Source organism: Mucilaginibacter sp. (assembly GCF_025362475.1).
In the GTDB taxonomy this organism is placed as follows: domain Bacteria; phylum Bacteroidota; class Bacteroidia; order Sphingobacteriales; family Sphingobacteriaceae; genus Mucilaginibacter.
The window spans coordinates 94,554-119,426 of record NZ_JANYGH010000020.1 but is presented as its reverse complement, the minus strand read 5'-3'; the positions used below and the strand labels follow the sequence as shown (position 1 = coordinate 119,426).

The following is a 24,873-nucleotide window of genomic DNA, read 5'->3' as shown; positions in this document are numbered from 1 at the left end:
GTTGCCAGCTAAGTTTTTGTCCATTTGTTCTTTATTTTTTAAACTTTTCATATCTATTTTTTTAGGTTTTTAGCATTTTGTTCAGCAGTATACTTGCGGATAGCAGCGGCGATGTCCGGTTTGCCGGCAGGATCTTCGTTTGGTTTCTTTCCCCTGGCCTCGATTTCTGCTATCTTGGATTCAAGGGTTTTAATTTTTTGTTCAATGGTTTCCATGTTGTTTTATTCAATTGTTGTTTTCAGGCATTTAAAGGCTTTAGCGGAATATTATTTCTTTAGCACCCGTATGCTTTGTTTTTGTGAAATAATCAAGCAGGGACATTCGTTTAGCCTCCGTAATGGCGTTTGTGTCACTCTCCATAAGGTCTGCTATCTTTCTGTCGTTTTCGCGGCGTTCCTGCAGGTTGTTCGCGAATTGTAATTTGGCGTGTAATGATTTACGGGCGCTCTCGAGGAAAACTTTCTTTTCAGGTGTTGAATACGGCAACAAACCCTCTTTATCCAGTAGGTTATAAATAAGGTTGCCGTAATCGTGGTAAGATCCTGTTTCCAGGTATTTACCGTAAGCGCTTTGAATTAACGCCTGCCTTTCAGTGTTGGGAAGTTCTGCTGCGGGCACGGGCTGCTCTTGAGTTTGTTGAGCCTGAATTGTTTTTTTAGCCTCTATCCGCTTAGCATCCAAATAATAGGAATAAAGCCATTTGATACAGGTTGCCGCGCACATCCCAGCCTTATTTTCGCCATAATAGCCCTTTGCTCCGTTTTCAAAAGCCGCCCTTACTTCGGCCTCGGTCATGGCTTTTAACCGGCCATTAATTTCAGGCATTAGTAAATAGACGTTTGCTACTAAATCGTTAATGTGCTGTTCTTTCCATCCCGCAATTAAAATAGCTGTCTGTATACACGAAAGCAGATGCGATTTTCTATCCTTAATCTCAAGTTCAAGCATTGGCCTGGTAAGCGTTAAGGCGGCCACATAAGGATTAACTGGCTTGATAATGCCTGTTTCATTTACATTAACAATTGAAAGGTTTGTAATGGTGTTCATGATATTAGTCGTTTGTAAAATTTACTGCTATCTTTTGGCTGTATAAACTTTGGGCTTTGCTTGCAGTTGGGGAAGAGGCGCGCGGAGCTGATCCAGCTTTCGGCCGGAAAAAACCCTTGTACCCACTACCGATTGCTGCATCGATTATTTCCACAGCGAGCTCAAAATTTTCGCCGGAATATTTTTTTAAATTTTTAAAGGATGTGATGACGCTATCAACCGATTTGTAGCTATCACTTATAGATTTTTTATAATCTAACCACCGTTTGAAGAGGGTAACCATCTCTTCAGAGCTTCCTGAAAACTCGGGATTATTAAAAACCAAATCAAAATCTATTATTTTGTTTACAGGTTTTGATTGTTTTGTGTTTATAGGTTTAATTAGGGTACTGGTCGTGTCACAACTCGGTTCACTGGTCGTGTCACAAGGCTGGTACTGGTCGTTTACCAACTCGTTTACCAAAATTTGGGAAAGGTTAATTATTTTAATGACCCCTGTCAGTACTCGGTTATTAGATGCTGAATATTGAATATACCCTCCATCCACAAGCTCTTTAATGCAATCGTAATAAGTATTTTTTGATATACCTACTTGCTCCATCATCGCCTCGTAATGGGCACTGAAAGTTTCGCGCCATCCAAGCTTATTGTTTTTGTCAAGTAGAGCAAAATAAAGTGCTGTCGATGATGTTTTTAAAGGACGATCGATTTTCCTTACCCAAAATGCGTTAACCTGCAGGATGTAATTCATCGGTTAACCTATGAACCCTTTCTTTTCCTTAATTCTTTCTATTAGATCAGGATTGGATGTTAGGTACCCGGCCTTAAAACCGGTAATCTCGCACTTACTCACACATACAATAGATAATAAGCCCTGTTTCGTTAACTCTGCGACGTACCTACACAGGTTCGGACGGTAGATACCAAGGTCTACGCTGCACATCGTTGCAGTTGCTATCCTGGTTGTTAGATAAGCACGGACTAATTTTAACTCGCCGTCAAAATCATTGTACATGTGGCGGGAAGGCTTGCCGGCGCTACCATTGTGATTTTTAGGGCTTGGATTTGCGGTATGCATTTTAAGCCTCCTGTTCTGTACTAACAAGAGCACCCGACACCCATTTTTCAAGATATTCACTATCAAAGTAAAGGCGACTACCTCTTTTAACCGCCTTTAAGTTCCCTAATGAAACTTGGACACGTAAAGCATTTGGGGTTTTGCTGGTTATTTTAGATGCTCCATTTATTTCAACCCACTTAGGAAAAGCGGGGACTACTTTCGGGGTAGCAAGCAAATTTTCAATTCGCTCAACTTTACTAAAAAGCTGGGCGATTATTTTAGGTAAATTTTCAAATGTTGATTCCATTGTGCTGTTTTCTTTAATACAGTACAATGGTACAGAGGGCATTTAGGGGCACAAATAGGGTAGTACCCCCTTTTTTTCCTTATAGGTTATTGAAATCATTTACAACATCATTTTTATGCAATGCTGCAGTATATCTCTTGTTGTCAGGCCTGGATAAATAATTTATTAGGTTTTTAACTGTATCTTCATGTCTGCCAATGATATTTTCAGCAATCAGTTTATTCCTGGCCTGTATAGTTTGCTTTTTTGCATAATTAAGCTTGGTAAATTCTAAAAAATTTAAGTAGTCAAACATCGCGATTTGATAAGGCGCGTCGTTGCTGGCTAGTAACTCAACAAGTTTATCTTGTCTATCTACACAATGCAATTGCCTAACCTTAGGCAAAGTAAAAAATCCATATTTGGTTAATTTTACCTTTAAAGATTCAAATTTTGTTTCAGCCGGGTGTACACTTCTTGCATTCTTTAACTCATCGTTAATAAATCCATCAAAATACACTTTAAGATTTCCGTACCTTTCTTCAATCTCATTAATGTCGCCTCCATTAAGAATAAACAATACCGATACACTTTTGCTTTTTTCACTTGAAGCAAGAATAAGTAAAAGTTCATTCTTGAAGGAGAAGCCATTAAGTAACGTTATTATTTTACTACTTACCGCTTTAGCATATCCATTGTAGCTACTGATTTCTTCGTTCTCAAGAACGTATTTTTCAAACGATCTCATTTTATTGCCAACCTCGGTTAAAGCTTTAACTGAAGACGTATGCAAAATGTCCCGGCCATTATATTTCTCCTGTAAAGTGCCATTGCTTAACAGTTCATAAAATTCGTTTGTTAACTGATAGTAACATGTCTCAACCGCGCCAGTAGATCCGGATGGGTTGCCTGCTCTCTCTGAGTGCAAATCAGTAATACTCAAATGTTCTTCTATAAATATTGATTGTTTAGGCCTCGTTTGTAAATTTTTAAACTCATTAAACAGGGAATCTTTGTATAACGCATTACTAAGTATCAATTCTTTGTACGGAAATTTTGCTTTAATTAGTTCACTATCAAAGTCGGCTTCGATTGTTTTCATTACACTATGTTTTTATTTAATAAATTAGAAGTATAGTTTTCCTCCTTCTCTTTTGAGAATTGAGACAAATAAATTTGCGTGGTTTTTAAATCTGAATGTCCTAATTTTTGGCTAATAAAGGCCAGGGGAGCTTCGCTTTCCATTAATATAGTGGCGAAGCTATGCCGGGCAAAATATGTTGATATGGTACCTGGCAAACCTAATTTTTTAGCTATCGCCTTTAATGATCTATTAATATAGGTTACTGAAAGGCCTATCGCAGTATGCTGTTCCTGTTCATTCATGCTTTCATTGATAACCTTAAAAACATAGTCAGAATTTATAATATGCACCTTGTGCCGGCGAATGATATCCCTGATATCATCATTAAGCATAACCGTTAATGTCCTGGGCGTTTTATTCTTGGTTTTTCTACGCACAAACGTTAAACGATCATCGCCAAAATCAGAGTTTTTTAGACTGAATATATCAGCCATGTTCATCCCGCTGCATAAATAACTGAAAATAAACATTGACTTAGCAAATTCCTCGTTATCTGAAGTTGGCTGATAATTATAAATTGCCATTATCTCATTAATGGAAAGGGGCCGTTTTGAATTAGTAGATTCGGGTATTTTATAAAGTCCTTTACCGAACGGGTACCGGTGCTTACTTACCTCCCCCGATTTAATAAGGTCGTTAAATATTTTCTTAGTCCTTACTAAATAAATACTGATTGTAGTAAGGCTATATTTCTCTTTTTCAGCCCACTGTTGAAATTTATTCAACTCGCTAACAGTAAGATCGCTTACCTTCAAAGCATCTTTCTTATACTGTTCTTTGGCATATCGTTTAAAGAGATTCCCGGCGCTTAAATAAATATTTGCATTTGAAAACTTATTGCCTTTTTTTAGGATTTCAGATTCCTCAATTAACAAGGACACAATGTCTGACCTGTCCCCCCTTTGTTCAAACCGAGCCTTAAACGCTTCAAAACTAAAGACAGGCAATTCCTTTATAATTTCATTTGCCTTTAATTCTATTGCTTCTATGTCGGCCTTTGCTCTTAACAAATCTTCATTTTTATTCATGTTTAAACCTTTTTCGATTTTACTCTTATAGGTTTTTTCGTCAAATGAATATTTGGTATTTAGATAGACTGATCTTCTTTCATGGCTGACGCGAACGCGGACTTTATACGTGCCGTCTGCCAGGGTGAATCTTTTATCTAAAAACTTAGCTGCGTTTGCCATGCTCAAATATAACCACTTGCACACACAGTAACAAACATATTGCACACATTAATAAATATTAGTAAATAATGGATTGTGCAATTAACGGGTTTAAAGGCAGATTTTAATAGAAATTAAGGCGGTTTAAATATTGATAAATTAAATGAATTTTCCTTCAGCGGGAAAATTCATGTCGTTAATTTTATGTGTCCAAAAATAATAAAACTTTAGGCTATAGCAATAATTAAAGATTTATTGTACAAACATCTTTTCATAAAAAAAGAGCGGCTCAAAACCGCCTAACTCCCAAAAAAGTAGGGCATGTCGCAGTTTTTTTTATTTCCAGAGAGAATAGTACAACTTATCTCCTGATTCTTATTCCGTAATTTAATTTGAGCGTGAAAAGGAATTAATTAAAACCTTTCTGATTTGCAATACAGTAAATATCATTTTATATCTAATTAAAAAATATGAACAATTAGAAATTTATTTACCAGTCCCACTTATTATTAAGTGCCTGTTAATGTTTCACTTACAAATAAGCAGTCCGCTTTTAATTTGTATATTAACCGGGCATTAACTGCCATAGTCTTGCAACAACTAATCATAAAAATAAATTCCATTAATCTCCAAAACCTTCCTTTATTATGCAAAATGTATCCTTTTACTCCACCGCAATTTTTGCGTGGTTAAGCACATTCGGTATTAAGTTACTTGGTGCACTGCTGGTATTTATTATCGGCCTTTACGTTATTAGCTGGATAGGGCGTTTACTTAATGCCTCCATGGCTAAAGGAAAAATTGACGTATCCCTTCAATCATTCTTGAGCAGCCTGATGATGGCCGGCCTAAGGGTATTATTACTTATAACGGTTGCCGGCATGCTGGGCATCCAAACCACGTCGTTTGTAGCAATAATTGGTGCTCTTGGCTTAGCTGTGGGCCTGGCGCTGCAGGGATCATTAGCCAACTTTGCAGGCGGTGTTTTGATCCTGGTTTTTAAACCATTCAAAATTGGCGATATCATTGAATCCCAGGGCCAAAGCGGCGCGGTAATTGAAATACAGATTTTTAATACCATTTTACTTACGCCCGATAATAAAACCGTCATCCTTGCAAACGGCGCCGTATCAAACAATACCATTGTTAACTACAGCAGGCATGGCAATATCAGGGTAGATATTTCACTTGAAATTGCACCACAAAGCGATATGGATAACGTACGCCAGATAGCTGTTAATGCCTGCCTCTCGCATCCGCTGGTATTGGCAACTCCGGCGCCTGTTGTAAATGTTTCTAAACTACATGAAGGTAAAATAGTGCTCGGCATTTGCCCTTTTGCCAAAGCCAATGATTATTGGACCGTACTTTTTGGCGTACAGGAGCTGGTTAAAAAAGCTTTTGACGATCACCAGATCGTGATTCCAAAACCGCATTTATTTGTTACCCAGCTGGATGCCACACCAACATCAGCGTAAATATTATAAATGCCCGGCACACAATGTCGGGCATTCATCTTCCTAATAGCAACCGGCATAATTGCTCATTTTACGCAGGTTCAATCACCCCCGCAAATCCCCCCGCTAACTTCAATCCTGTTAACGCACCCCCGGTATCCACAAACGCCGCCATTAATTTGATATGGATTATCATATTTATTAAAATGGATGCAACATTTTTGCCCTTTTTCGTTTTATAAATACAGGTGCAGCCAATTCTTAATTTCCGTAAGTGGTTTTAAAATTTTATTTTGCACTTTTTAATGACCAATTTTATTAAACCAGGTAAAACAGACACATCAACGGATGAAGAACTGCTTATCGTATACCGTAACAACGGCGACGTGGCGGCTTTAGGAAAACTATATGAAAGATATATGGTTTTGGTTTATGGCGTTTGTTTAAAATATCTGAAAGATGAGGACCTGGCCAAAGATGCTGTGATGGGGATATTTGAGGAGCTGATAATAAAGGTTAAAAATCACCACATCAACACATTCAGGAGTTGGCTATATGTATTGGGGCGCAATTATTGCTTAATGCAATTAAGGGCGGGCAAAAAATTAACAGTGGTTAATTTAGATGACGTTATGGAATTTACCCCGTTTTTGCATCCTGATGATAATAACCGCGAAGAAGCTTATAAAGCCTTAGAACAGTGTATTGATAAACTGGCCGGTGCACAAAAACAAAGCATTGACTTATTTTATTTAAAAGAGAAATGCTATAAAGAAATAGCCGATATAACCAATTTTAGCCTGAATGAAGTAAAGAGTTACATTCAAAACGGTAAGCGCAACCTTAAAATTTGCCTGGAGAAGAAAAGTGAATACTAAAAAAGCCGACATATTGCAGATCAGGAAGTACCTTAACGGGGAGCTTGATGCCAAAGCTATGCACAGGCTTGAACGGGAAGCGCTTGATGATCCTTTTTTAATGGATGCAATTGAAGGTTTTGAAGCAGCTCCCGAAGACCAGCAGGCCAACCTGGCCAAACTGACCGAAAGATTACATCAGCGCATTGAACCAAAGAAAGGCCGTGTTTTTTCGTGGCAAATATGGTCAATAGCAGCATCTGTTTTGGTGATATTAACCATTGGCGCCTTGTGGTTAAGGAAAACTCCGGTAACCGAAAAAACTGCCGATCAACAACTGGTTACGCTTAAAAAAGATAAAACAAATGTTGAGTTGAAGGATACCGTAACACCGGCTAAGCCTGTTACCGTTGTCCAGGCTCCTCTGCTTACTCAAAATGCAAAAAAAACCACCGTATTAAAATCGGGCAATAAATCTGTTTACCAGGACGAAATATCATCTGGCGATAATAATGCAGTCGCCAGCCTGCCGCCAGCGCCTGTGTCTGCAGTTGCAAAACCAAAAGAGCAAACAGACGATGATAAAGAAGTTGTATCAGCAAGCGAGATAGTAGCATCAAATTATACCGAAACCCCAAAAGCGAAGAACAATAGCGATAGCCTGGCAGCACTTGCAAAAAAAGCACGGGACAAAGCCTCTGCTCCTCTTGAATATAAATTGCAGGGCAATGTTGGCGGTTTAACTATAGTAACCTCCAAAGATTCCAAAACGCAATTTGGCTATAACAGTATCAACGGAATAATCATTGCCAGGCCCGATGGTGCTCCTGTGATTGGCGCGGCCGTTAGGATAGAGGGAACCAATAAAAGCACCGTGACCGATGTGAATGGCCATTTTTCAATGCCGGCAAGCAGCAATAAGCAAACATTAGCCATAGCATCTATTGGATATTTACCTAAACAGGTGAGCGTAAAAGGCGGGGATAGCCTAAAAGTTGAACTTAACCCTGCCGATGGCGCCCTAAATGAAGTTGCGGTTGGCTACGGAAGTGTAAAAAAAGAAGCTGTTGTAAACGCCCATCCGCAAGGCAATATGAGCGCCCTTAAAAAATACCTGCAGGCCAATGCCGTTTTACCCAACGGAGAAGTTACCGGGACCGTTAGCGTAACATTTACCGTTAATGGCGATGGATCATTGAGCGATTTTAAGATCAAAAAAAGCCTTACCCCCACAGCCGATCAAAAAGCTATTGATCTGATAAAGGCTGGCCCCACCTGGGTAGGGAACAGTACGGGCAAACCCGAAGAAGTTACGGTTAAGGTAAAATTCCAGCAACAAAAATAACAATCAAGGGGTTAGCCTCAGGAATCACCACAGAAAAGCGGGTTTACCTTTAATGATGATTTGCGGGATTCACAGACCACATCATTTCACATTAACCCTTGCCGTTTACCCATTTGTACCCTACCTTTAATCTATTAAAAAACGAAGCCATATGAATACTGAAAAAGCGATTTTGGCCGGTGGCTGCTTTTGGGGTGTAGAAGACCTTATTAAAAATTACCCGGGTGTTATTTCAACAGTAGTGGGATACACAGGCGGTGATGTACGTAATGCAACTTACCAAAATCACGGAACACATGCCGAAGCCATAGAGGTTATATTTGATCCCGCACATTTGCCCTATCGTGAACTGCTTGAATATTTCTTCCAAATTCATGATCCAACAACACGCAACAGGCAGGGAAATGACATCGGCACCTCTTATCGGTCCGCCATTTTTTTCCTGGATGAAACACAACGCGAAACAGCCAAAGCTTTAATTGCAGATATGGAAGCCTCTGGTAAGTGGCCGGGGAAAATAGTAACAGAAGTTGTCCCCGCAACTGATTTCTGGAACGCCGAAGAAGAACACCAGAATTATTTAAAGAAACACCCCTACGGATATACCTGCCACTTTGAAAGGCCCGACTGGAAACTGTAGTAATTACAAAGTTGTTGAGACTAGTATTTTTTTTGTAGAGACGCATATTTGCGTCTCCCGCGTGCAAATCGGAAAGGCAAATCCGCTCTGTATAGCTGGAGACGCAAATATGCGTCTCTACGAAAGCGCTTGCTATACGTCATCGCCATCTTTTCAGGGTTACTCCTGATGGATTCACAATGACGCATGGTTATGTGTTTCATTAAAAGTTAATAAATCAATTTAGACAACGCCTTAGATATAATCGCTCAATACAACCTGCAAAATCTTCACCAATTCCGGGTCATTAAATTGGTACTCGTCTTCAATATCAAGTACAATTAAAGGTTTGTTGCCTATTTCAAATCGCTGTTTAAGCAATTCTTTGTGCTTGCGCTCCATTACAAACACAACATCAGCCCTGTCAATCATTTTTTGATTTACCCGGGTACGTGCCTTATCACTTGTTCCGGCGGAATACGCTTTGTGTTCCGGGTGATCTTTAAACAGTAACTCGGCAGTAGGGCTGCGCCATTGGTTTTTACTACAGATGAAGAGGAGATTAGCCAAGTTTATTGTTTTTTTGGATGCCTGATAGTCTGATCGTCAGCGATTCTTTTCCACGCTTCCCTTGTCATTACAAAAAGATCATTTTTTTTGCAATCCCATATAGATACATATTTTTCCGATATAACATAATACTGCTGCCAGGTGGTTAGCTTTTCATAAAGCATTAAGGTGCAAATATCTGTTGCCGTAATAAAATCACCGGTTTGGGGCAAATGTGAATGCATTGAAGAAACTTCCTTCTTAATGCTATCGGCAGGGACATTAGTAAAGTAAGCCGGAATAATATTTTTGTGCAATTTATTCACACTTACAACCTCGTCATTGTCAAAGCTTATAAGATAATCATTACCAAAAACAACCACTCCCTGCTCATGCGTACCAGTTAAAACATACACCTTTTTAACACCTTTTATAATTATGGGTACAGGATTTAGGCTTGTATTTTTATAATATTTAAATGTAGTATCAGTATTAACCCGCTTAATGGCGACTTGCCTCATGTTGTATAATTCCTGCTCTATTTCACTGAACTTTCGAACTACAGTATCAAACTTGTAGTTGTTTTCATTAAAATCATTACCAAACAAAGTTGTGCCCAATACAGCTGGCTTTTCCCCTTTTGAGAAAAATACATTTGCTAAACCATTTTGAGTTTCATAGGATAAATAGCCGCCAACCTGGTCACGCTTATCTTTACATTTTTCTAAAAATATATCTGTTCCATACCATGAAGCCCATTCAGAGCGAAAAAGAGCCTTGCCCTCATTAACTATACTATCAGTTACCCTGGAAATGTCTTTTTGTTGGGCTGCTGCTGCTATCGCATAAATCGTTAACGCACATAATAGTAGTATCTTTCTTTTCATGTGGCCGTTAATTTTCCGTAAATACCGGCGCTATTTTATAAATAATACTAATCACAAAAATCGCGATAGCAATATAAAAAATCCATTTGCCTTGCTGCCTGTCGTTTTCATTATAACCATATACCCGTTCACCATCAGGTAATGTTTTTTTGTAGGTTGCCAGGTGCCAGCCTATAAAAATGCCCAATATGCCGCCGGCCAGGGCAAATAGGTAGCCCACAATTATCCATGTTTTTTGCGATGGTTCGGGTGCCTTTAGTTCTTCAAGGCGGTCGGCTTTCAGGTCGGTTAACATTTTTTCATTGATGGTAACCCTACGTTCTGTAAGTATTTTACGGGCCAGCAGGTAGTCAAAAGCGCTCCATTCATCGGCTTTTGCAAGTATATCCATCAATTCCTCATCTGTAAAACCGTACAAATAATGATCATGATCCGCGTTGTTGATATTTTCAATTTCGCTATCCTTCAGCAGCTGATTCACCGTTTCAAAATCTTCGGCTTTTATTTTTACAGAAAACTCGCTTAATAGCTCATTTCGCCTGAAAGCGGGATCAAATGATGTGCCTATTTCTTCAATGGTATATTCAATACGGTGCTCATCCAATACCGCAGTAAGGGCATTGGCAAGGGCTAAATCATTAAACCTTTTAAACAATATAAGTACAGGCTCCATATAAGTAGTTGATGTTTAAATAGATCACAGGCCATTCTTGGGTACCCAGGCCTGGCTCTTGATGAGCCATTTACCACTTACAATACGAAACACGAAAGAAAATGCGCCCTCTTCATTAAATGGGTCGCCGTTTACTGTGCCCGTATATTCAACCGGGACAATTAAATAGGCTAACTCCTCTGTTTGCCTAAAAATCTTGATCCGTTTAACGATAACTGTAAAATCCTTTATTTTAAATTCCCGAACAGCCTTTTGAACCGAGTTTACCCACTGCACACCAGCCAACTGGCCATTCCACGAAAAAGGTTGTTGCTCATCCGTAACAACTGCGTTTGGCGCGTACATATCGGTAACTTTATCAATATCAAAAGTATAACATGCTTTTAACACCGTATTAACGGATTGCAGAACTTCGGGGTTTAGTTTTTTAACGGTATCGGCAAGGTTCACACCTGCCGCCATGGCTTTTTGCCCGGTTATCAAAATCAATAACAGGCCCACACGCACCATAGTAAATATGCTCTTCCTCATCATATCAGTTAATATAGCCCATTCTTCTCGCAATTGAGTTTATAAAGTTAAACATCAATCCGCAATCCAGTATTCAATTTTAAGCAAATTATTACCATTTGCACTAAATGTCAACATCCATTGATCATCCTTTCCGTCCTTAGCAGCATTTATATCTATCGCTATGTATTCATCCATCGCGGTATGATCAAGCTCATTGCTGCCAGCTTTGGGGAAAACCTTTTTAAAATTGGCCAGTGTTGTTGCATAACCCAATCTGATCTTGTCACTCTTTAAAAAAAGGGCAGTGTTTATTCTAAAATCAACACTCCGAAAAGCCAATCTATCGTTTGATTGTTCAAATTCCAGACCTCTAAAATAACAATAATTCCACTTTTGCTTGTTAAAAAAAGATGTACTTATGTTCCTGTTTTTTGACGGGACGATACTATCCGGTTTACCCAACTCTTTTACCGTTTGTTTGAAGTCTGATAGCATAGGAATAGTTCCGTTCAATTTAATGCTCTCCCAATCCAAACATTCTGTTTGGTTTGATAACAATAGCATTGTGCCATCGCGTTTCTTACCAGTCCTGTTTTGATTATCGGCTTGCTTACAGCCAAAGCCCAGCAATACCAACAATCCTATAAAATACTTCATTATATCACTTCCCTTTGGATGCCATATAATCTAACGTTAAATTACACAAGGCCTTAACACCTAAAGTAAAACCACTTTCATCAATATAAAAATCTGGTGTGTGATGTGATGGCGCTGTAAGCGGATTATGCCCTTTAGGCATTCCGCCTAAAAAGATAAACAGTCCCGGTACTTTTTCCTGGTAAAAGCTAAAATCCTCGGCCCCGGTTACCGGCGGGCGCAATAGTACATTTTCGGCCCCTGCCGTTTTTTGCAAACTGGGCAGCATTTTTTGGGTAAGCTCCGGGTTGTTATAAGTAACCGGGTAATGATTACTGTAAGGGATCTTCACTTCGGCGGTTGCCCCCTGGGCTTCGGCAGTTTTAGTAGCTATTTGTGTAACACGCTCAACTAATAGCTTTTCGTCGGCCGCGGTAAATGAGCGCAGGGTGCCCAGCATCTCCACCCTCTCGGGTATAATGTTTGAGCGATTTCCCGCTTTTATAGCACCAATAGTTACAACCGCCGGATTTTCGGTAACGTTAATGTTTCGGCTCACAATAGTTTGCAGGTTATTGATGATCTCGGCAGCAACCACTATAGGGTCAATGCTCGACCACGGGTAGGCTCCATGTGCCGATCGTCCTTTTACAATGATCTGCATATCGTTAACCCCGGCCATTGTTCCGCCCGGGCGATAGGTGATCTTGCCAACCTCGGTTTGTGAGTTGATATGCAAACCAAAAATCACATCAACCTTAGGATTTTCAAGTACACCCTCTTTCACCATTTCCTCCGCACCGCCTTTTTGACCGGGTTCAACCCCTTCTTCGGCGGGCTGAAAAATAAATTTAACGGTACCATGCAGTTCGCTTTTCATAGTTGAAAGCACCTGTGCCACACCCATTAAAATGGCCATGTGCGAATCATGACCGCAGGCATGCATAACGCCAACCTCCTGCCCATTATAGGTAGTTTTTACTTTCGATGCAAAAGGTACATCTGTGCGTTCAATTACAGGCAACCCGTCCATATCGGCACGCAAGGCAACTACAGGGCCGGGTTTACCTCCCTTTAAAATGCCAACTACCCCCGTTGTGGCTATGCCTGTTTGCACCTCGATACCCAGCGACTGCAAATGTTTAGCAATTATAGCCGATGTGCGTATCTCGTGGTTACCCAGTTCGGGATGCTCATGAAAATCGCGCCGCCAGGCAATTACCTGGTCTTTTAGGGCATCGGCCTTGTTACTAACCTGTGTTATGCGGGCAGCATTTTGTGCAAATGCCTGTACTGCAAACAATAAAAAAAACAAGATCGATTTTGTTTTCATAAGGAGTTTTTGGAACAGTTAATATAAGAACAATACTTTGAATGTACTAACACATGCGTAAGCATATTTCAGGCACTGTTCCAACCCTCCCCGGCGGGCCAATTTTGATAGTTTACTTAAAACTAACCAGGTCGATATCAAATATCAAAACTGCATTTGCGGGTATAGGGCCGCCACCACTTGGACCATAACCCAAAGCCGAGGGAACAAATAGCAAAATATTACCACCTGCTTTTACATGTGGGATACCTATTTGCCAGCCCTTTACTAATCCATCAAGTGAACTGGAAAAGCCGTTAGCTGAATCAAAGGGCCCGCCATTGATCAGTTTACCCTTGTAATTTACGGTCACCATTGAATTGCTGTTGGGGTAAGTGCCCGTACCTTGTTTAACAACCTGGTAGTACAGCCCCGATGGATCTTTAACCGCTTTGATCATAGGGTTGTTTGAAAGATAAACGCGGATAATTGAATCATCGATTTTGGCTTGCTTTACCTTATCAACAGACGGTGCGCGAGAGCAGGAGGCTATTGCAATGGATGGAATAAATAGCAGTAACAATAAATTCTTCATTCAAATAATCTCTAACCTTTTTAGGTGTATTAAAACATCGGAAATATACCAAATTAAAAAAGCCCGGAATTAACAATTCCAGGCCTCTTTTAATAATTAAAATATTATTGGTTATTGGGCGCTATTAGCGTAACCGAAAATAACAATACAGAATTGGGAGGTATTTTTCCGGTTGCATAGTTACCATAGCCATAAACTGATGGAATAAGCATTAAAACCTTACTCCCGGTTCTTACATGTGGCAATACTATTCGCCATCCCAATATTAAATTTCCTAATGTTTGGGAATAATTTGTATTGGCGTCAAACTGGGTGCCATCAAGCAGTGTGCCGGTATAATTTACATTAATTGTTGATGCATCTGTAGGATACACGCCTGTTCCCGGCGTAATAACCTGGTAATAAACACCTAAAGTATCCTTCACATTGGTAATTTCCGGATGAGCGGTAAGATAGGTTTTTATAGTAGCATCATCAATGGCCGCCTGTTTAGCAGCATCATAAGGTACAACATCGCTGTTTTTTGAGCACGAAGAAAAAATAGCTAACGGTAGTAAAAATAAGAATAGAATTTTTTTCATTTTAAATAAAGATCAGTTTAATTTGAATACGCTTTAACCACAACAAACGCTACAATTCAAAAAAACTTATTTATACCGTTGTTTTAATTTTAAGTTCATTCATCTGCGTATCAGCTATGGTTGATGGTGAATCGATCATCACATCGCGGCCCGAATTGTTTTTAGGGAACGCGATTACATCACGAATAGAATCCAAACCGGCGAAAATAGATACCAGGCGATCAAACCCAAGGGCCAAACCACCATGCGGAGGTGCGCCAAATTCAAAGGCATCCATCAAAAAGCCAAACTGCTTTTGCGCTTCTTCTGCAGAAAAACCTAAGTGCTTAAACATCAGGGACTGGGTAGCACGGTCATGGATACGAATAGATCCGCCGCCAACCTCGGTACCGTTTATTACCAGGTCATACGCGTTTGCACGCACAGCTCCCGGATCGGTATCAAGCAGGGCAATATCCTCTGGTTTTGGCGAGGTGAACGGGTGGTGCATGGCATGGTAACGGCTGGTTTCTTCGTCCCACTCCAGTAACGGAAAATCCAACACCCATAGCGGCGCAAATTTATTTTTATCGCGTAAACCTAAGCGGTTGCCCATCTCCAGGCGAAGCTCATTCAGTTGCTTACGTACTTTATCTGCAGGGCCGGCTAATACCAGCATCAGGTCGCCCTTTTCAGCTTCAAATGCCGCTGCCCAGTTGGTCAGTTCATCTTCGCTGTAAAACTTATCAACTGATGATTTTAGCGTGCTATCTTCGTTATAACGGCAATAGATCATGCCGGTAACGCCAATTTGCGGGCGTTTTAACCATTCGGTTATTTCATCTAATTGTTTACGGGTATAGTGGGCGCAACCTTTTGCGTTAATACCCACAACAAGTTCGGCATTATCAAAAACGCCAAAGCCTTTACCCTGAACAATATCATTCAGCTCCACAAACTCCATCCCAAAACGCACATCAGGTTTATCAGAACCGTACAGGCGCATAGCATCGGCATATTGCATGCGCGGAAAATCGCCCAGATCGATGCCTTTTACTGTAGTAAACAGGTGGCGGGTTAAGCCTTCAAAAATATTCAGGATATCTTCCTGGGTGATGAAAGACAGCTCGCAGTCAATCTGCGTAAATTCCGGCTGGCGATCAGCCCTCAAATCCTCATCCCTGAAACATTTCACAATCTGGAAATAACGGTCAAAACCGCTCACCATCAGTAACTGTTTAAATGTTTGTGGTGATTGCGGCAAAGCATAAAACTCGCCCGGGTTCATGCGGCTTGGCACCACAAAATCGCGGGCACCTTCTGGTGTCGATTTGATCAATACCGGGGTTTCTACCTCAATAAACTCAAGATCGCTTAAATATTTGCGAATCTCCTGTGCCATTTTGTGGCGCAGAATGAGGTTGTTGCGTATTGGCGCACGGCGCAAATCCAAATAGCGGTATTTGGCCCTAAGTTCCTCGCCACCATCGGTATCATCCTCAATCTGGAAAGGCGGGGTTTTAGCCGAGTTTAGTATCTCTATATCTTCAACGGCAATTTCAATTTCGCCGGTTGGTATTTTTGTGTTTTTGTTGGAGCGTTCAAGCACCTTACCGGTAACCTTGATCACAAACTCACGACCAAGCTCGCGGCTTTTTTCGCGCAGGGTGGCATCTGTATCTGTATTGAAAACCAGTTGGGTTAAACCATAACGGTCACGCATATCAATAAACGTGGTACCGCCCAAATCGCGCGATTTTTGTACCCATCCGCACAAAGTAACCGATTGGCCTAAGTTGCTGATATTTAATTCGCCGCAGGTGTGAGTTCTAAGCATAACTATATTTATAAAAGTTCGCAAAAGTAAGTTTTTAGTTGGAAGTCCGAAAATCCCGAAGAATGAAAGTCCAAAAGTTGGGCATTTTACTCAGGAATTTATACATCTTTTCTCGCATACTTTCCACCTTTTTTTACTTTCGGACTAAATCCCTACCTTTGCGAAATAATTCTCAAGGGGTGCCTTGCTTTGGTGTAATCAAAAACATATTGTTTTTACCAAACTGAAAGACAGGCTGAGATCAAACCCAGAGAGCCCCCCAGCCCCCTAAAGGAGGAGTAATAAAACTTAAAGCAAAAACTTTAGGCGTATTTACTCCCCCTTCAGGAGGGCGGGGGGCGCTCGCACCTGATCCGGGTAATGCCGGCGTAGGGAGAGGTAACATGTTAAGAGTACTGCCATTGTACCCTGGTGAGCAGATGGTTTAACTAATTTTAAGTTTTTACACATTTTGAAGTTTTTCTACCTGGCGATCGCCGTATTGCTGTTGCCCGTTTTGGCATCGGCCCAACTTTCCATATCCGGAAAAATCACTAACCAATCTGGCGAAGCCCTGCCCGGCGCAACAGTCACCATTACCAATCCTGCTGCCAGCGCTATTGCAGATGCAGCCGGCAAGTACCAACTTAGCAACCTTAAGGCCGGTAAATACCAGCTTAACGCCAGTTATATTGGCTATCAAACTATTAGCAAAAATATCGTTATAGGTGCTAATGAAGTTATCAACTTAACCCTCAACAGCAACACGTTTGCCGCCGAAGAGGTGACAATAAGCGCCACCCGGGCGGTTAAAAACTCGCCTACTGCTTTTACCAACCTCAGCAAAAAAGATCTGGCTAAAAATAACTTTGGGCAGGATCTGCCTTACCTCTTAAGCCTTACTCCATCAGTAGTAACTACTTCTGATGCAGGCGCTGGTATAGGCTATACCGGTATCCGCATCCGTGGTTCTGATGCCACAAGGGTTAACGTTACCATCAATGGAATTCCGTTGAATGATGCAGAAAGCCAGGGATCATACTTTATTGATCTGCCCGATCTGGCCTCGTCTGTTGATAACATCCAGGTACAGCGCGGTGTTGGTACATCAACCAACGGCGCAGGCGCATTTGGAGGTAGCATCAATATTCAAACAACCACCCGCAGAGATACCGCCTATGCTGAGATCAATACATCGGCAGGTTCTTACGGTTCTATCAAAAATACTGTTAATGCGGGCACCGGTTTACTGGGTGGGCATTTTAGTTTAGATGGCCGTTTGTCGCGCATTCACTCCAATGGCTATATTGACAGGGCAACGTCCGATTTAAAATCACTTTACCTGAGCGCTGCCTGGTACGGTAAAAACAGCACTATCAGGGCCAACGTTATATCGGGTCATGAGCGTACTTACCAGGCCTGGAACGGCATTGCCGATTATGTGATAGGCGATAACACCCGATCTGATAACCGCACTTATAATGAACTGGGTTTAATGGCCGATGGCTCGTTTTATAAAGACCAGGTTGATGATTACCTGCAAAACCATTACCAGTTACTGTATGATCAAAAAATAAGCAGCAAGCTGTCATTCAGCGGCGCTTTGCACTACACCAAAGGCAAAGGCTATTACGAGGAGTACCGCCAGCAGGATGCTGTAGCCAATTATGGCTTAAAACCGGTTATCATTGGTACAGATACCATCAACAATACCGATCTGGCCCGCCGTCGCTGGCTGGATAATGAATTTTATGGCGTTACCTATGCGTTAAAATATCAGCCAGAAAGCAACCTGAACATGACTTTGGGTGGCGCTTATAACCAATACTCGGGCGCACATTATGGCAACGTCATTTATACCAAAGAGAGCGCGGGTATCGGTCCTAATTACGAATACTACCGCGACAACGCTAAAAAGAACGACTTTAATATTTTTGGCCGTGCCGAGTGGCATTTAAATGATGTTTTGTTGTATGCCGATGTGCAGTACCGCCATATTTACTACAACTTTTACGGTATTGACAGAAACCTGCAAAATGCCCAGCAAAGCGCCGAGCTGAATTTCTTTAACCCTAAAGTGGGTATCACCTATCAGCTTAATGAACAAAGCAATGTGTACGCGTCATTTGCTGTAGGCAACCATGAGCCAAACCGGGATGACTATGTAAATTCACCTCCGCAAAAGCGACCTAAAGCCGAAAACCTGAAAGATTTTGAAGCCGGTTACCGTACTGTAGGTAAAATTTTCAGCGGCGGTATCAACGCGTTTTATATGCTGTATAAAAACCAGTTGATATTAACAGGAGCCCTGAATGATGTAGGTTCGCAGATTCGTACCAATGTGGATAACAGCTACCGTGCGGGTGTCGAACTGGATGGCAAGGTAAGAATAACCAGCCAGCTTAACTGGGGACTTACCGCTACCTGGAGCGCCAACAAAATCAAAAACTATCACCAGTTTTTCTCCAATTATGATGATGGCACACTGGTTGAAGAAACTTTTAAAACAACAACAATTGCCTATTCGCCATCGCTTACCGGGGCAAGCATTATCAGCTATAGCCCTATTAAAGGCGGCGAGATTGCTTTCATCAGCAAATATGTGAGCAAGCAATACCTGGATAATACCATGAACCAAAACCCGGCAGGCTTTAACATAGCGCCCGATAACCTGGGTAACCCTTACGCGGTTAACCGATACCTTAAAAGCTATTTTACAAGTGATGTAAGGCTGCGGTATAATTTCAGTATCAGCTCGGTTAAAAACATTGGTTTGGGTTTACAGGTTAATAATATTTTCAGCAAAAAGTATGAGGCCAACGGTGCTACCTATCCCGATATCGAGAGCGGGCATGTGGTAAATTATAATTACTATTTCCCGCAGGCGCCGCGCAATTTTATGGCATCACTGAGCCTGAATTTTTAATACACGCGAATGGCTCGAATTTGGGCGAATTTCACGAATTAATGCATGGTAGATAATACGAATTGCAATGAAACAAATTCACTTATTTAAAGAGGCACGATAATGCATAATCTGCTATCTCTTTTTATAGAACAAATAAAGGAAACCACCTGGGTGCAATGGCTTGCCGTTGCACTGGGTGTTGCCGAAGTGTTACTGGCCCGTAAAAACAATATCTGGCTTTATCCCGCAGGCATCCTGGGCACCGCTATAGCTATTTATCTTTTAATGGATGTTGGGCTTTATGCCGAGTCTATCCTCAATGCCTATTATGTAGTAATGAGCATTTACGGCTGGTGGTACTGGATAAAACGCCGCAACGAACCGCCAGTAAAGATTAGCCGGAGCAATAAAACCGAGTGGATGATAAGCCTGGCAATAGCTGTTATTGGTTGGGTGTTTTTTTATGTACTGCTCAAAAACCTCCCTGCCAAATACTTTACCCCATCAAACGTACCGGTTTGGGATGCTTTGATATCATCAACGGCCTGGGCAGGCATGTGGCTGCTGGCCCGCCGAAAAATAGAGAACTGGATATTCCTCAACATATCAAACCTGTTTGCTATTCCTATTCTGTTTTATAAACACCTACCCATGTTTGCACTGCTCACCATTTTTTTATTTGTGATAGCCTTTTTGGGTTATTTTGACTGGGGGAAAACAATAAAGAGCGAAGAATCAAGAGTTAAGACAAAAGGTGTTTATTCTTAAATTAATCCTAATTCTAAAATGAACCATCCTTCATATCATCTTAAACCCGACTGGGTAAAAACAATCCGCGATACAGCACCACAGGCCGAAAAGCAGGGTATGTTGCATCCCGATCAACTTAAGTTGATATATGAGCAGGGCTGGTTTAAATTCCTTGTTCCTGAAGTGTACTCGGGCTTGCAACTTGCTTTACCGGATATGGTAAGGTTGGAAGAAAGCCTGGCCTGGGCCAACGGCAGTTTAGGCTGGGTGGTAACGCTATGCAGCGGGGCCGGCTGGTTTGGCGGTTTTTTATCTGCCGATATAGCCCATGAGTTATTAAACAATCCGCATTTATGCCTGGCCGGCAGCGGGGCATCCACCGGTACTGCAACTATTACCGATGGCGGCTATATTATCAATGGCACCTGGAAATATGCCAGCGGGGTACATCATGCCACACATATAACAGCCAACTGCATTATTAAAAACGGTGAAGAACCTGTTTTAAATGACGATGGCACTGAACTGATCCTCCCCTTTATTTTCGACAGGAAAGATGTGGAAATTTTGCCCGCCTGGAAATACATTGGCATGATGGCAACTGGCAGTGATGCCTATGAGGTAAAAGATCTTTTTGTTAATGCCAACAGGTGTTTTAAAATTGACCCCGAATTTGCAGTAGTTAATGAACCATTATATCAATACCCGTTTTTACAACTGGCCGAAGCAACCCTTGCCGCCAATATCTCGGGCTTAGCGGTCCATTTCCTGGATCTCTGCAAACCAATATTTGAAGAAAAACAATTGGGCAAACGTTTAAGCATCGCCCAAAAAGAAATTATAAAACAATTACTTACCAAACTAACAGAGCAGCTACATCATGCCCGCGAAGTTTTTTACCATGCTGTTGACGCCTCCTGGCAAGGAGAATTGACCGGGGACAACTTCCATCTAAATGAAGTAAGCACAAGCAGCCGGAAACTGGCCAAAACAGCACGCGAATGTGTTGACCAGCTATACCCCTATTGCGGCTTACACGCTGCAAACCCCGATACTGAAATTAGCCAGGTATGGCGTGATCTGCATACCGCAAGCCAGCATTCGTTGCTAACGTTTAGCCTCGCTTAACAACAACAACATTACTCATGGTGACCTTTTTTTTGAGAGAAAGTCGGCCAGGGCCTTTGTAACAATAAGCTATAATTAACAAAAACTTCACATAGCTATTTAATTTCATTGCTGATATTTGGCCGATTCAAAGTAAAATAAAAATGAAGTTTAAACATCTGCTGCTTATTTCCTTATCTATAGTAACTGTTTCTGCATCGGCACAAAAAAGAAAAGCTGCTGCACCTGCCCCATCTAATACCTCAGTACCCCGCCCTAAACTGGTTGTTGGCCTGGTGGTTGACCAAATGCGCTGGGATTATCTTTACCGCTACTATGACCGTTACCAAACCGGCGGATTTAAACGCATGCTGAACGAAGGCTACACCTGCGAAAACACCAATATTGATTATATACCAACGGTAACTGCCGCGGGCCATACTTGTATCTACACGGGCTCGGTACCGGCTATACATGGCATTGCAGGTAACGATTTTATTGTACAGGCAACAGGCAAATCAATGTACTGCACGGATGATAGTACAGTTACTGCGGTTGGCAGCACCTCAAAAGCCGGCCAGATGTCGCCCCGCAATTTGCTGGTGAGCACGGTTACCGATGAATTAAGATTAGCTACCAACTTCCGCTCAAAGGTTATTGGTATAGCATTGAAAGATCGTGGTGGTATTTTACCGGCAGGCCACTCGGCAAACGCGGCCTATTGGTTTGATGATGCCAGCGGTAACTGGATAAGCAGCACCTATTACATGACAGATCTGCCTGCCTGGGTTAAAAAGTTCAACGATCAAAAGATCCCCGAAAAATATTTGAAACAGGATTGGAACACCCTTTACCCAATAGCAACATACCTGCAAAGCGCACCGGATAACAGCAGCAAATACGAAGGCAAATTTGCCGGAATGGATGCGCCAACCATGCCCGTTAAAACTTCTGAATTGTATAAAGGTCGTTTAGGTATGATCCGCTCAACTCCTTACGGTAACTCCATGACGCTTGATTTGGCTAAAGCAGCTGTTGAAAGTGAGCAACTGGGCAAAAATACAGTTACCGACTTTTTAGCTATCAGCCTTTCATCTACAGATTATGTTGGCCACCAGTTTGGCCCCAACTCGGTTGAGATCGAGGATACTTACCTGAGGCTTGACCGCGACATAGCTTCATTTTTTAACTATCTTGATGCTACCGTGGGCAAGGGCAATTACACGGTATTTTTAACTGCCGATCATGGAGCTGCCCACAACCCAAACTTCCTGCTTGATCATAAGATCCCGGCAGGCACATGGGACGATGGCCTGGCCCAAAAAGAAATGAACGCCTTATTGAACGATAAATACAAGGTTGATAAGCTGGTGATCAGCATGGATAATTACCAGGTTAACTTTAATAATGCGGCCATTAAAAAAGCTGGTTTAAATGAGGATGCTATTAAGTTTGATTGTATCCAATACCTGCAAAAACAACCGGACGTGCAATTTGCAGTTGATATGCAAAGAGTAAATGCGGCAACTATTCCGGAGGATTTGCGTACCCGCATTATAAACGGTTATAGTGCCGAGCACAGTGGCGCTATCCAGGTAGTGTTAAAGCCCGGATATTTTTCAGGCCATGGAACAACCGGCACCACACATGGTACCTGGGCACCTTATGATACACATATCCCGTTGGTATTTATGGGCTGGGGTATTAATCATGGCAGCCTAACCCGCCAAACGCATATGACAGATATTGCCCCAACCGTAGCCTCATTGCTGCACATACAGGCACCTGATGGCAACATTGGCAAAACCATTAGCGAAGTAATAAAATAAGTTACGGATGCCCCGTAACAAGGTGCGGGGCTATTTCGTATTCATACATAAAACATAGAGGCGCATATTTGCGTCTCTTTTTTAGTTTTCAACTCACAGCAACAAGGCAAATACATCTACACCACATCGAAAATGAAAAAATACATTTCCAAATTTCATTATCTAACACAAGACATGGCAAACCGCAGCCATACAGAGCAGGTAGAGATAGCTTGCGCCGCTGGAGCCAATTGGATACAATACCGTTGCATGACAAAATCTGATGACGAGCTGATAGATGAAATAAATGACCTGGCTGTTATTTGCGATGATTGGGGCGCCACACTCATTATCACCAACCATTATGATCTGCTTGACAGGGTTGATGCCCAGGGCGTACACATAGAAGATTTTGATGCCGATCTGGTAACTATTCGTAAGGTAATAGGTGAAGATAAAACGTTGGGTACATCGGCTACAAACGCGGTTGATCTGCTAAAAATACAAAACCTGGGAGTAGTTGATTATTGTGGATATGGGCCGTTTGCACATACAGATACCAAGCTCAATGATTTCCCATTATTGGGTTATGAAGGCTATCGCCTGCTTGAAAAACAACCTGTTGATATCCCTGTAATTGCCGTAGGCGGGATACAATTAACAGATGTGGAGCAACTGCTTAAAACCGGCATTTATGGTATAGCCGTTTCATCAGCTATTAATCTTTCACTCAATCCTGCTGCCATGGTGAAAGAATTTTATAGAAGCATTTTTTAATAAAATTCAATTTTGTTCGCCAAACAAAATAAATAGGGCAATGCAGCACCTTATTTGCTAATATTTTTACCTGTAAGATAAATTTAGGCTACGAATTTTGTAAATTGCATTATAAAATCTCTATAAACCTCATTCCAAATCTTATGGAAACCTATAATAAAGTGTGGCGGGCATTCTTTGCCTTTTCGCTCATTGCAATTGCCGTACAACAATTTATTTACACCGGTTTCAGGCCGGTGATCATGCCACCAGAGCCAGCGTTTATTGGGCAAAGCACTTTTTGCATGTGCGTTGCGAGCATCTTACTTATTTTAATATCCATAGCTATCATAGCGGGTATCAATGCCCATGTAGTGGCCGATTATTTGGGAGCATCTTTATTACTGATGCTAATACTTTTTCATATTCCCTATAACATCAAACACAACTTAAATAACCTTGGTGGTTGGACCGATGCTTTTAAAATGCTAGCCCTTTGCGGGGGCACTTTTATTATGGCTACATCACTCCCCACCCATAAAATAAGCGGCATTGATGTGGTAACCGAAAAACTAAGACCTACAGGCCCTTACCTTTTTGCAACCACCATGATTGTTTTTGGCATCATGCATTTTGTTTATCCCACATTTGTAGCAACGCTTGTACCAGCATGGATCCCCTTTCATTTATTTTGGACATACTTTGCCGGCGTTGCCCTTATAGCAGCAGGCGCGGCTATCGTACTCGGGAAAAAAGTAAAGTTAGCCGCTACTTTATTAGGCATAGCCCTCTTTTTATGGCTTATCCTGCTCCATATACCACGTGCCATCGCTGATCCGCATAGCGGCGACGGCAATGAGTGGACCAGCGTTTTTGAAGCCCTGGGTTTTAGTGGTATAGCATTTTTAATAGCCGGCACATGTAAGCCCCGAAAAAATGAAACGGGTCAGTAATTAGTCAAATCCGCTGTACCTGTTTTAGCTGTTTTGCTTTTATTGTATATTCACAAAAAAATTTCC

General features: G+C 41.5%; 25 protein-coding genes. 10 read left to right on the top strand and 15 right to left on the bottom strand.

Going from position 1 to position 24,873, the window contains the following annotated elements; all coding sequences use genetic code 11:
• Positions 1-53: 53 nt before the first annotated feature.
• From Q0R88_RS08015 to Q0R88_RS07990, 6 genes are all read right to left on the bottom strand, one after another.
• A complete protein-coding gene (locus Q0R88_RS08015) occupies positions 54-215 on the bottom strand; it encodes a hypothetical protein (RefSeq protein ID WP_295714770.1) in 162 nt (53 codons plus the stop codon).
• A gap of 40 nt (positions 216-255) precedes the next feature.
• Positions 256-1,047 carry a hypothetical protein gene (locus Q0R88_RS08010; protein ID WP_295714767.1) on the bottom strand — a complete coding sequence of 264 codons (792 nt, stop codon included), beginning with the start codon at positions 1,045-1,047 and terminating at the stop codon, positions 256-258.
• A gap of 4 nt (positions 1,048-1,051) precedes the next feature.
• Positions 1,052-1,798, bottom strand: coding sequence for a hypothetical protein (locus Q0R88_RS08005; RefSeq protein WP_295714765.1), 747 nt, complete (start codon positions 1,796-1,798; stop codon positions 1,052-1,054).
• 328 nt (positions 1,799-2,126) lie between these two features.
• Positions 2,127-2,414: a hypothetical protein gene (locus tag Q0R88_RS08000; RefSeq protein ID WP_295714762.1), complete on the bottom strand. Its 288-nt coding sequence runs from the start codon at positions 2,412-2,414 to the stop codon at positions 2,127-2,129.
• 79 nt (positions 2,415-2,493) lie between these two features.
• Positions 2,494-3,495: a hypothetical protein gene (locus Q0R88_RS07995; protein ID WP_295714759.1), complete on the bottom strand. Its 1,002-nt coding sequence runs from the start codon at positions 3,493-3,495 to the stop codon at positions 2,494-2,496.
• Positions 3,495-4,772 carry a site-specific integrase gene (locus Q0R88_RS07990; RefSeq protein ID WP_295714758.1) on the bottom strand — a complete coding sequence of 426 codons (1,278 nt, stop codon included), beginning with the start codon at positions 4,770-4,772 and terminating at the stop codon, positions 3,495-3,497. Before Q0R88_RS07990 ends, Q0R88_RS07995 begins: the two co-directional genes overlap by 1 nt.
• 581 nt (positions 4,773-5,353) lie before the next feature.
• Here Q0R88_RS07990 and Q0R88_RS07985 point away from each other — a divergent pair.
• From Q0R88_RS07985 to msrA, 4 genes are all read left to right on the top strand, one after another.
• The gene (locus tag Q0R88_RS07985; RefSeq protein WP_295714755.1) at positions 5,354-6,184 is read left to right on the top strand and encodes a mechanosensitive ion channel domain-containing protein; all 831 of its coding nucleotides are present in this window, start codon (positions 5,354-5,356) and stop codon (positions 6,182-6,184) included.
• A 284-nt stretch (positions 6,185-6,468) separates the two neighbouring features.
• The gene (locus Q0R88_RS07980) at positions 6,469-7,041 is read left to right on the top strand and encodes a sigma-70 family RNA polymerase sigma factor (protein WP_295714752.1); all 573 of its coding nucleotides are present in this window, start codon (positions 6,469-6,471) and stop codon (positions 7,039-7,041) included.
• Positions 7,031-8,365: a carboxypeptidase-like regulatory domain-containing protein gene (locus tag Q0R88_RS07975; protein WP_295714749.1), complete on the top strand. Its 1,335-nt coding sequence runs from the start codon at positions 7,031-7,033 to the stop codon at positions 8,363-8,365. The genes Q0R88_RS07980 and Q0R88_RS07975 overlap by 11 nt, the downstream gene beginning before the upstream one ends.
• Before the next feature lie 151 nt (positions 8,366-8,516).
• Positions 8,517-9,005 carry a peptide-methionine (S)-S-oxide reductase MsrA gene (gene msrA / locus Q0R88_RS07970; RefSeq protein WP_295714747.1) on the top strand — a complete coding sequence of 163 codons (489 nt, stop codon included), beginning with the start codon at positions 8,517-8,519 and terminating at the stop codon, positions 9,003-9,005.
• A gap of 234 nt (positions 9,006-9,239) precedes the next feature.
• Here msrA and Q0R88_RS07965 read toward each other — a convergent pair whose 3' ends face one another.
• The 9 genes from Q0R88_RS07965 to aspS form a co-directional block, all read right to left on the bottom strand.
• Entirely contained in the window at positions 9,240-9,554 is a 315-nt protein-coding gene (locus Q0R88_RS07965) for a protein tyrosine phosphatase (RefSeq protein WP_295714745.1), read from the bottom strand.
• Positions 9,555-9,556: 2 nt separating this feature from the next.
• A complete protein-coding gene (locus Q0R88_RS07960; protein WP_295714743.1) occupies positions 9,557-10,420 on the bottom strand; it encodes a hypothetical protein in 864 nt (287 codons plus the stop codon).
• Between the two features lie 7 nt (positions 10,421-10,427).
• Entirely contained in the window at positions 10,428-11,093 is a 666-nt protein-coding gene (locus Q0R88_RS07955; RefSeq protein ID WP_295714740.1) for a hypothetical protein, read from the bottom strand.
• 24 nt (positions 11,094-11,117) lie between these two features.
• Positions 11,118-11,627 (bottom strand): nuclear transport factor 2 family protein, encoded by a 510-nt coding sequence (locus tag Q0R88_RS07950; protein WP_295714737.1) that lies wholly within the window; start codon positions 11,625-11,627, stop codon positions 11,118-11,120.
• 51 nt (positions 11,628-11,678) lie between these two features.
• Entirely contained in the window at positions 11,679-12,263 is a 585-nt protein-coding gene (locus Q0R88_RS07945; RefSeq protein WP_295714734.1) for a hypothetical protein, read from the bottom strand.
• 4 nt (positions 12,264-12,267) lie between these two features.
• Entirely contained in the window at positions 12,268-13,575 is a 1,308-nt protein-coding gene (locus Q0R88_RS07940; RefSeq protein WP_295714731.1) for an amidohydrolase, read from the bottom strand.
• 112 nt (positions 13,576-13,687) lie between these two features.
• Complete coding sequence (locus tag Q0R88_RS07935) at positions 13,688-14,149, bottom strand: FKBP-type peptidyl-prolyl cis-trans isomerase (RefSeq protein WP_295714729.1); 462 nt, start codon at positions 14,147-14,149, stop codon at positions 13,688-13,690.
• Positions 14,150-14,253: 104 nt separating this feature from the next.
• On the bottom strand, positions 14,254-14,730 hold the full coding sequence (locus Q0R88_RS07930; RefSeq protein ID WP_295714728.1) for an FKBP-type peptidyl-prolyl cis-trans isomerase: 477 nt from the start codon (positions 14,728-14,730) through the stop codon (positions 14,254-14,256).
• Between the two features lie 70 nt (positions 14,731-14,800).
• Complete coding sequence (gene aspS, locus Q0R88_RS07925; protein ID WP_295714724.1) at positions 14,801-16,546, bottom strand: aspartate--tRNA ligase; 1,746 nt, start codon at positions 16,544-16,546, stop codon at positions 14,801-14,803.
• Between the two features lie 451 nt (positions 16,547-16,997).
• On the opposite strand from aspS, the gene Q0R88_RS07920 reads away from it, so the two are divergent.
• The 6 genes from Q0R88_RS07920 to Q0R88_RS07895 all read left to right on the top strand — a co-directional run bounded on the left by Q0R88_RS07920 (position 16,998) and on the right by Q0R88_RS07895 (position 24,807).
• Entirely contained in the window at positions 16,998-19,451 is a 2,454-nt protein-coding gene (locus Q0R88_RS07920; RefSeq protein ID WP_295714720.1) for a TonB-dependent receptor, read from the top strand.
• 102 nt (positions 19,452-19,553) lie between these two features.
• On the top strand, positions 19,554-20,201 hold the full coding sequence (gene pnuC, locus Q0R88_RS07915) for a nicotinamide riboside transporter PnuC (RefSeq protein ID WP_295714717.1): 648 nt from the start codon (positions 19,554-19,556) through the stop codon (positions 20,199-20,201).
• An 18-nt stretch (positions 20,202-20,219) separates the two neighbouring features.
• Complete coding sequence (locus Q0R88_RS07910) at positions 20,220-21,311, top strand: acyl-CoA dehydrogenase (protein WP_295714715.1); 1,092 nt, start codon at positions 20,220-20,222, stop codon at positions 21,309-21,311.
• Positions 21,312-21,454: 143 nt separating this feature from the next.
• Complete coding sequence (pafA, locus tag Q0R88_RS07905) at positions 21,455-23,119, top strand: alkaline phosphatase PafA (protein ID WP_295714712.1); 1,665 nt, start codon at positions 21,455-21,457, stop codon at positions 23,117-23,119.
• A gap of 132 nt (positions 23,120-23,251) precedes the next feature.
• Positions 23,252-23,875, top strand: a complete 624-nt coding sequence (locus Q0R88_RS07900) for a thiamine phosphate synthase (protein WP_295714709.1) — start codon at positions 23,252-23,254, stop codon at positions 23,873-23,875.
• A gap of 143 nt (positions 23,876-24,018) precedes the next feature.
• Positions 24,019-24,807 (top strand): hypothetical protein, encoded by a 789-nt coding sequence (locus Q0R88_RS07895; RefSeq protein ID WP_295714708.1) that lies wholly within the window; start codon positions 24,019-24,021, stop codon positions 24,805-24,807.
• Positions 24,808-24,873 lie beyond the last annotated feature (66 nt).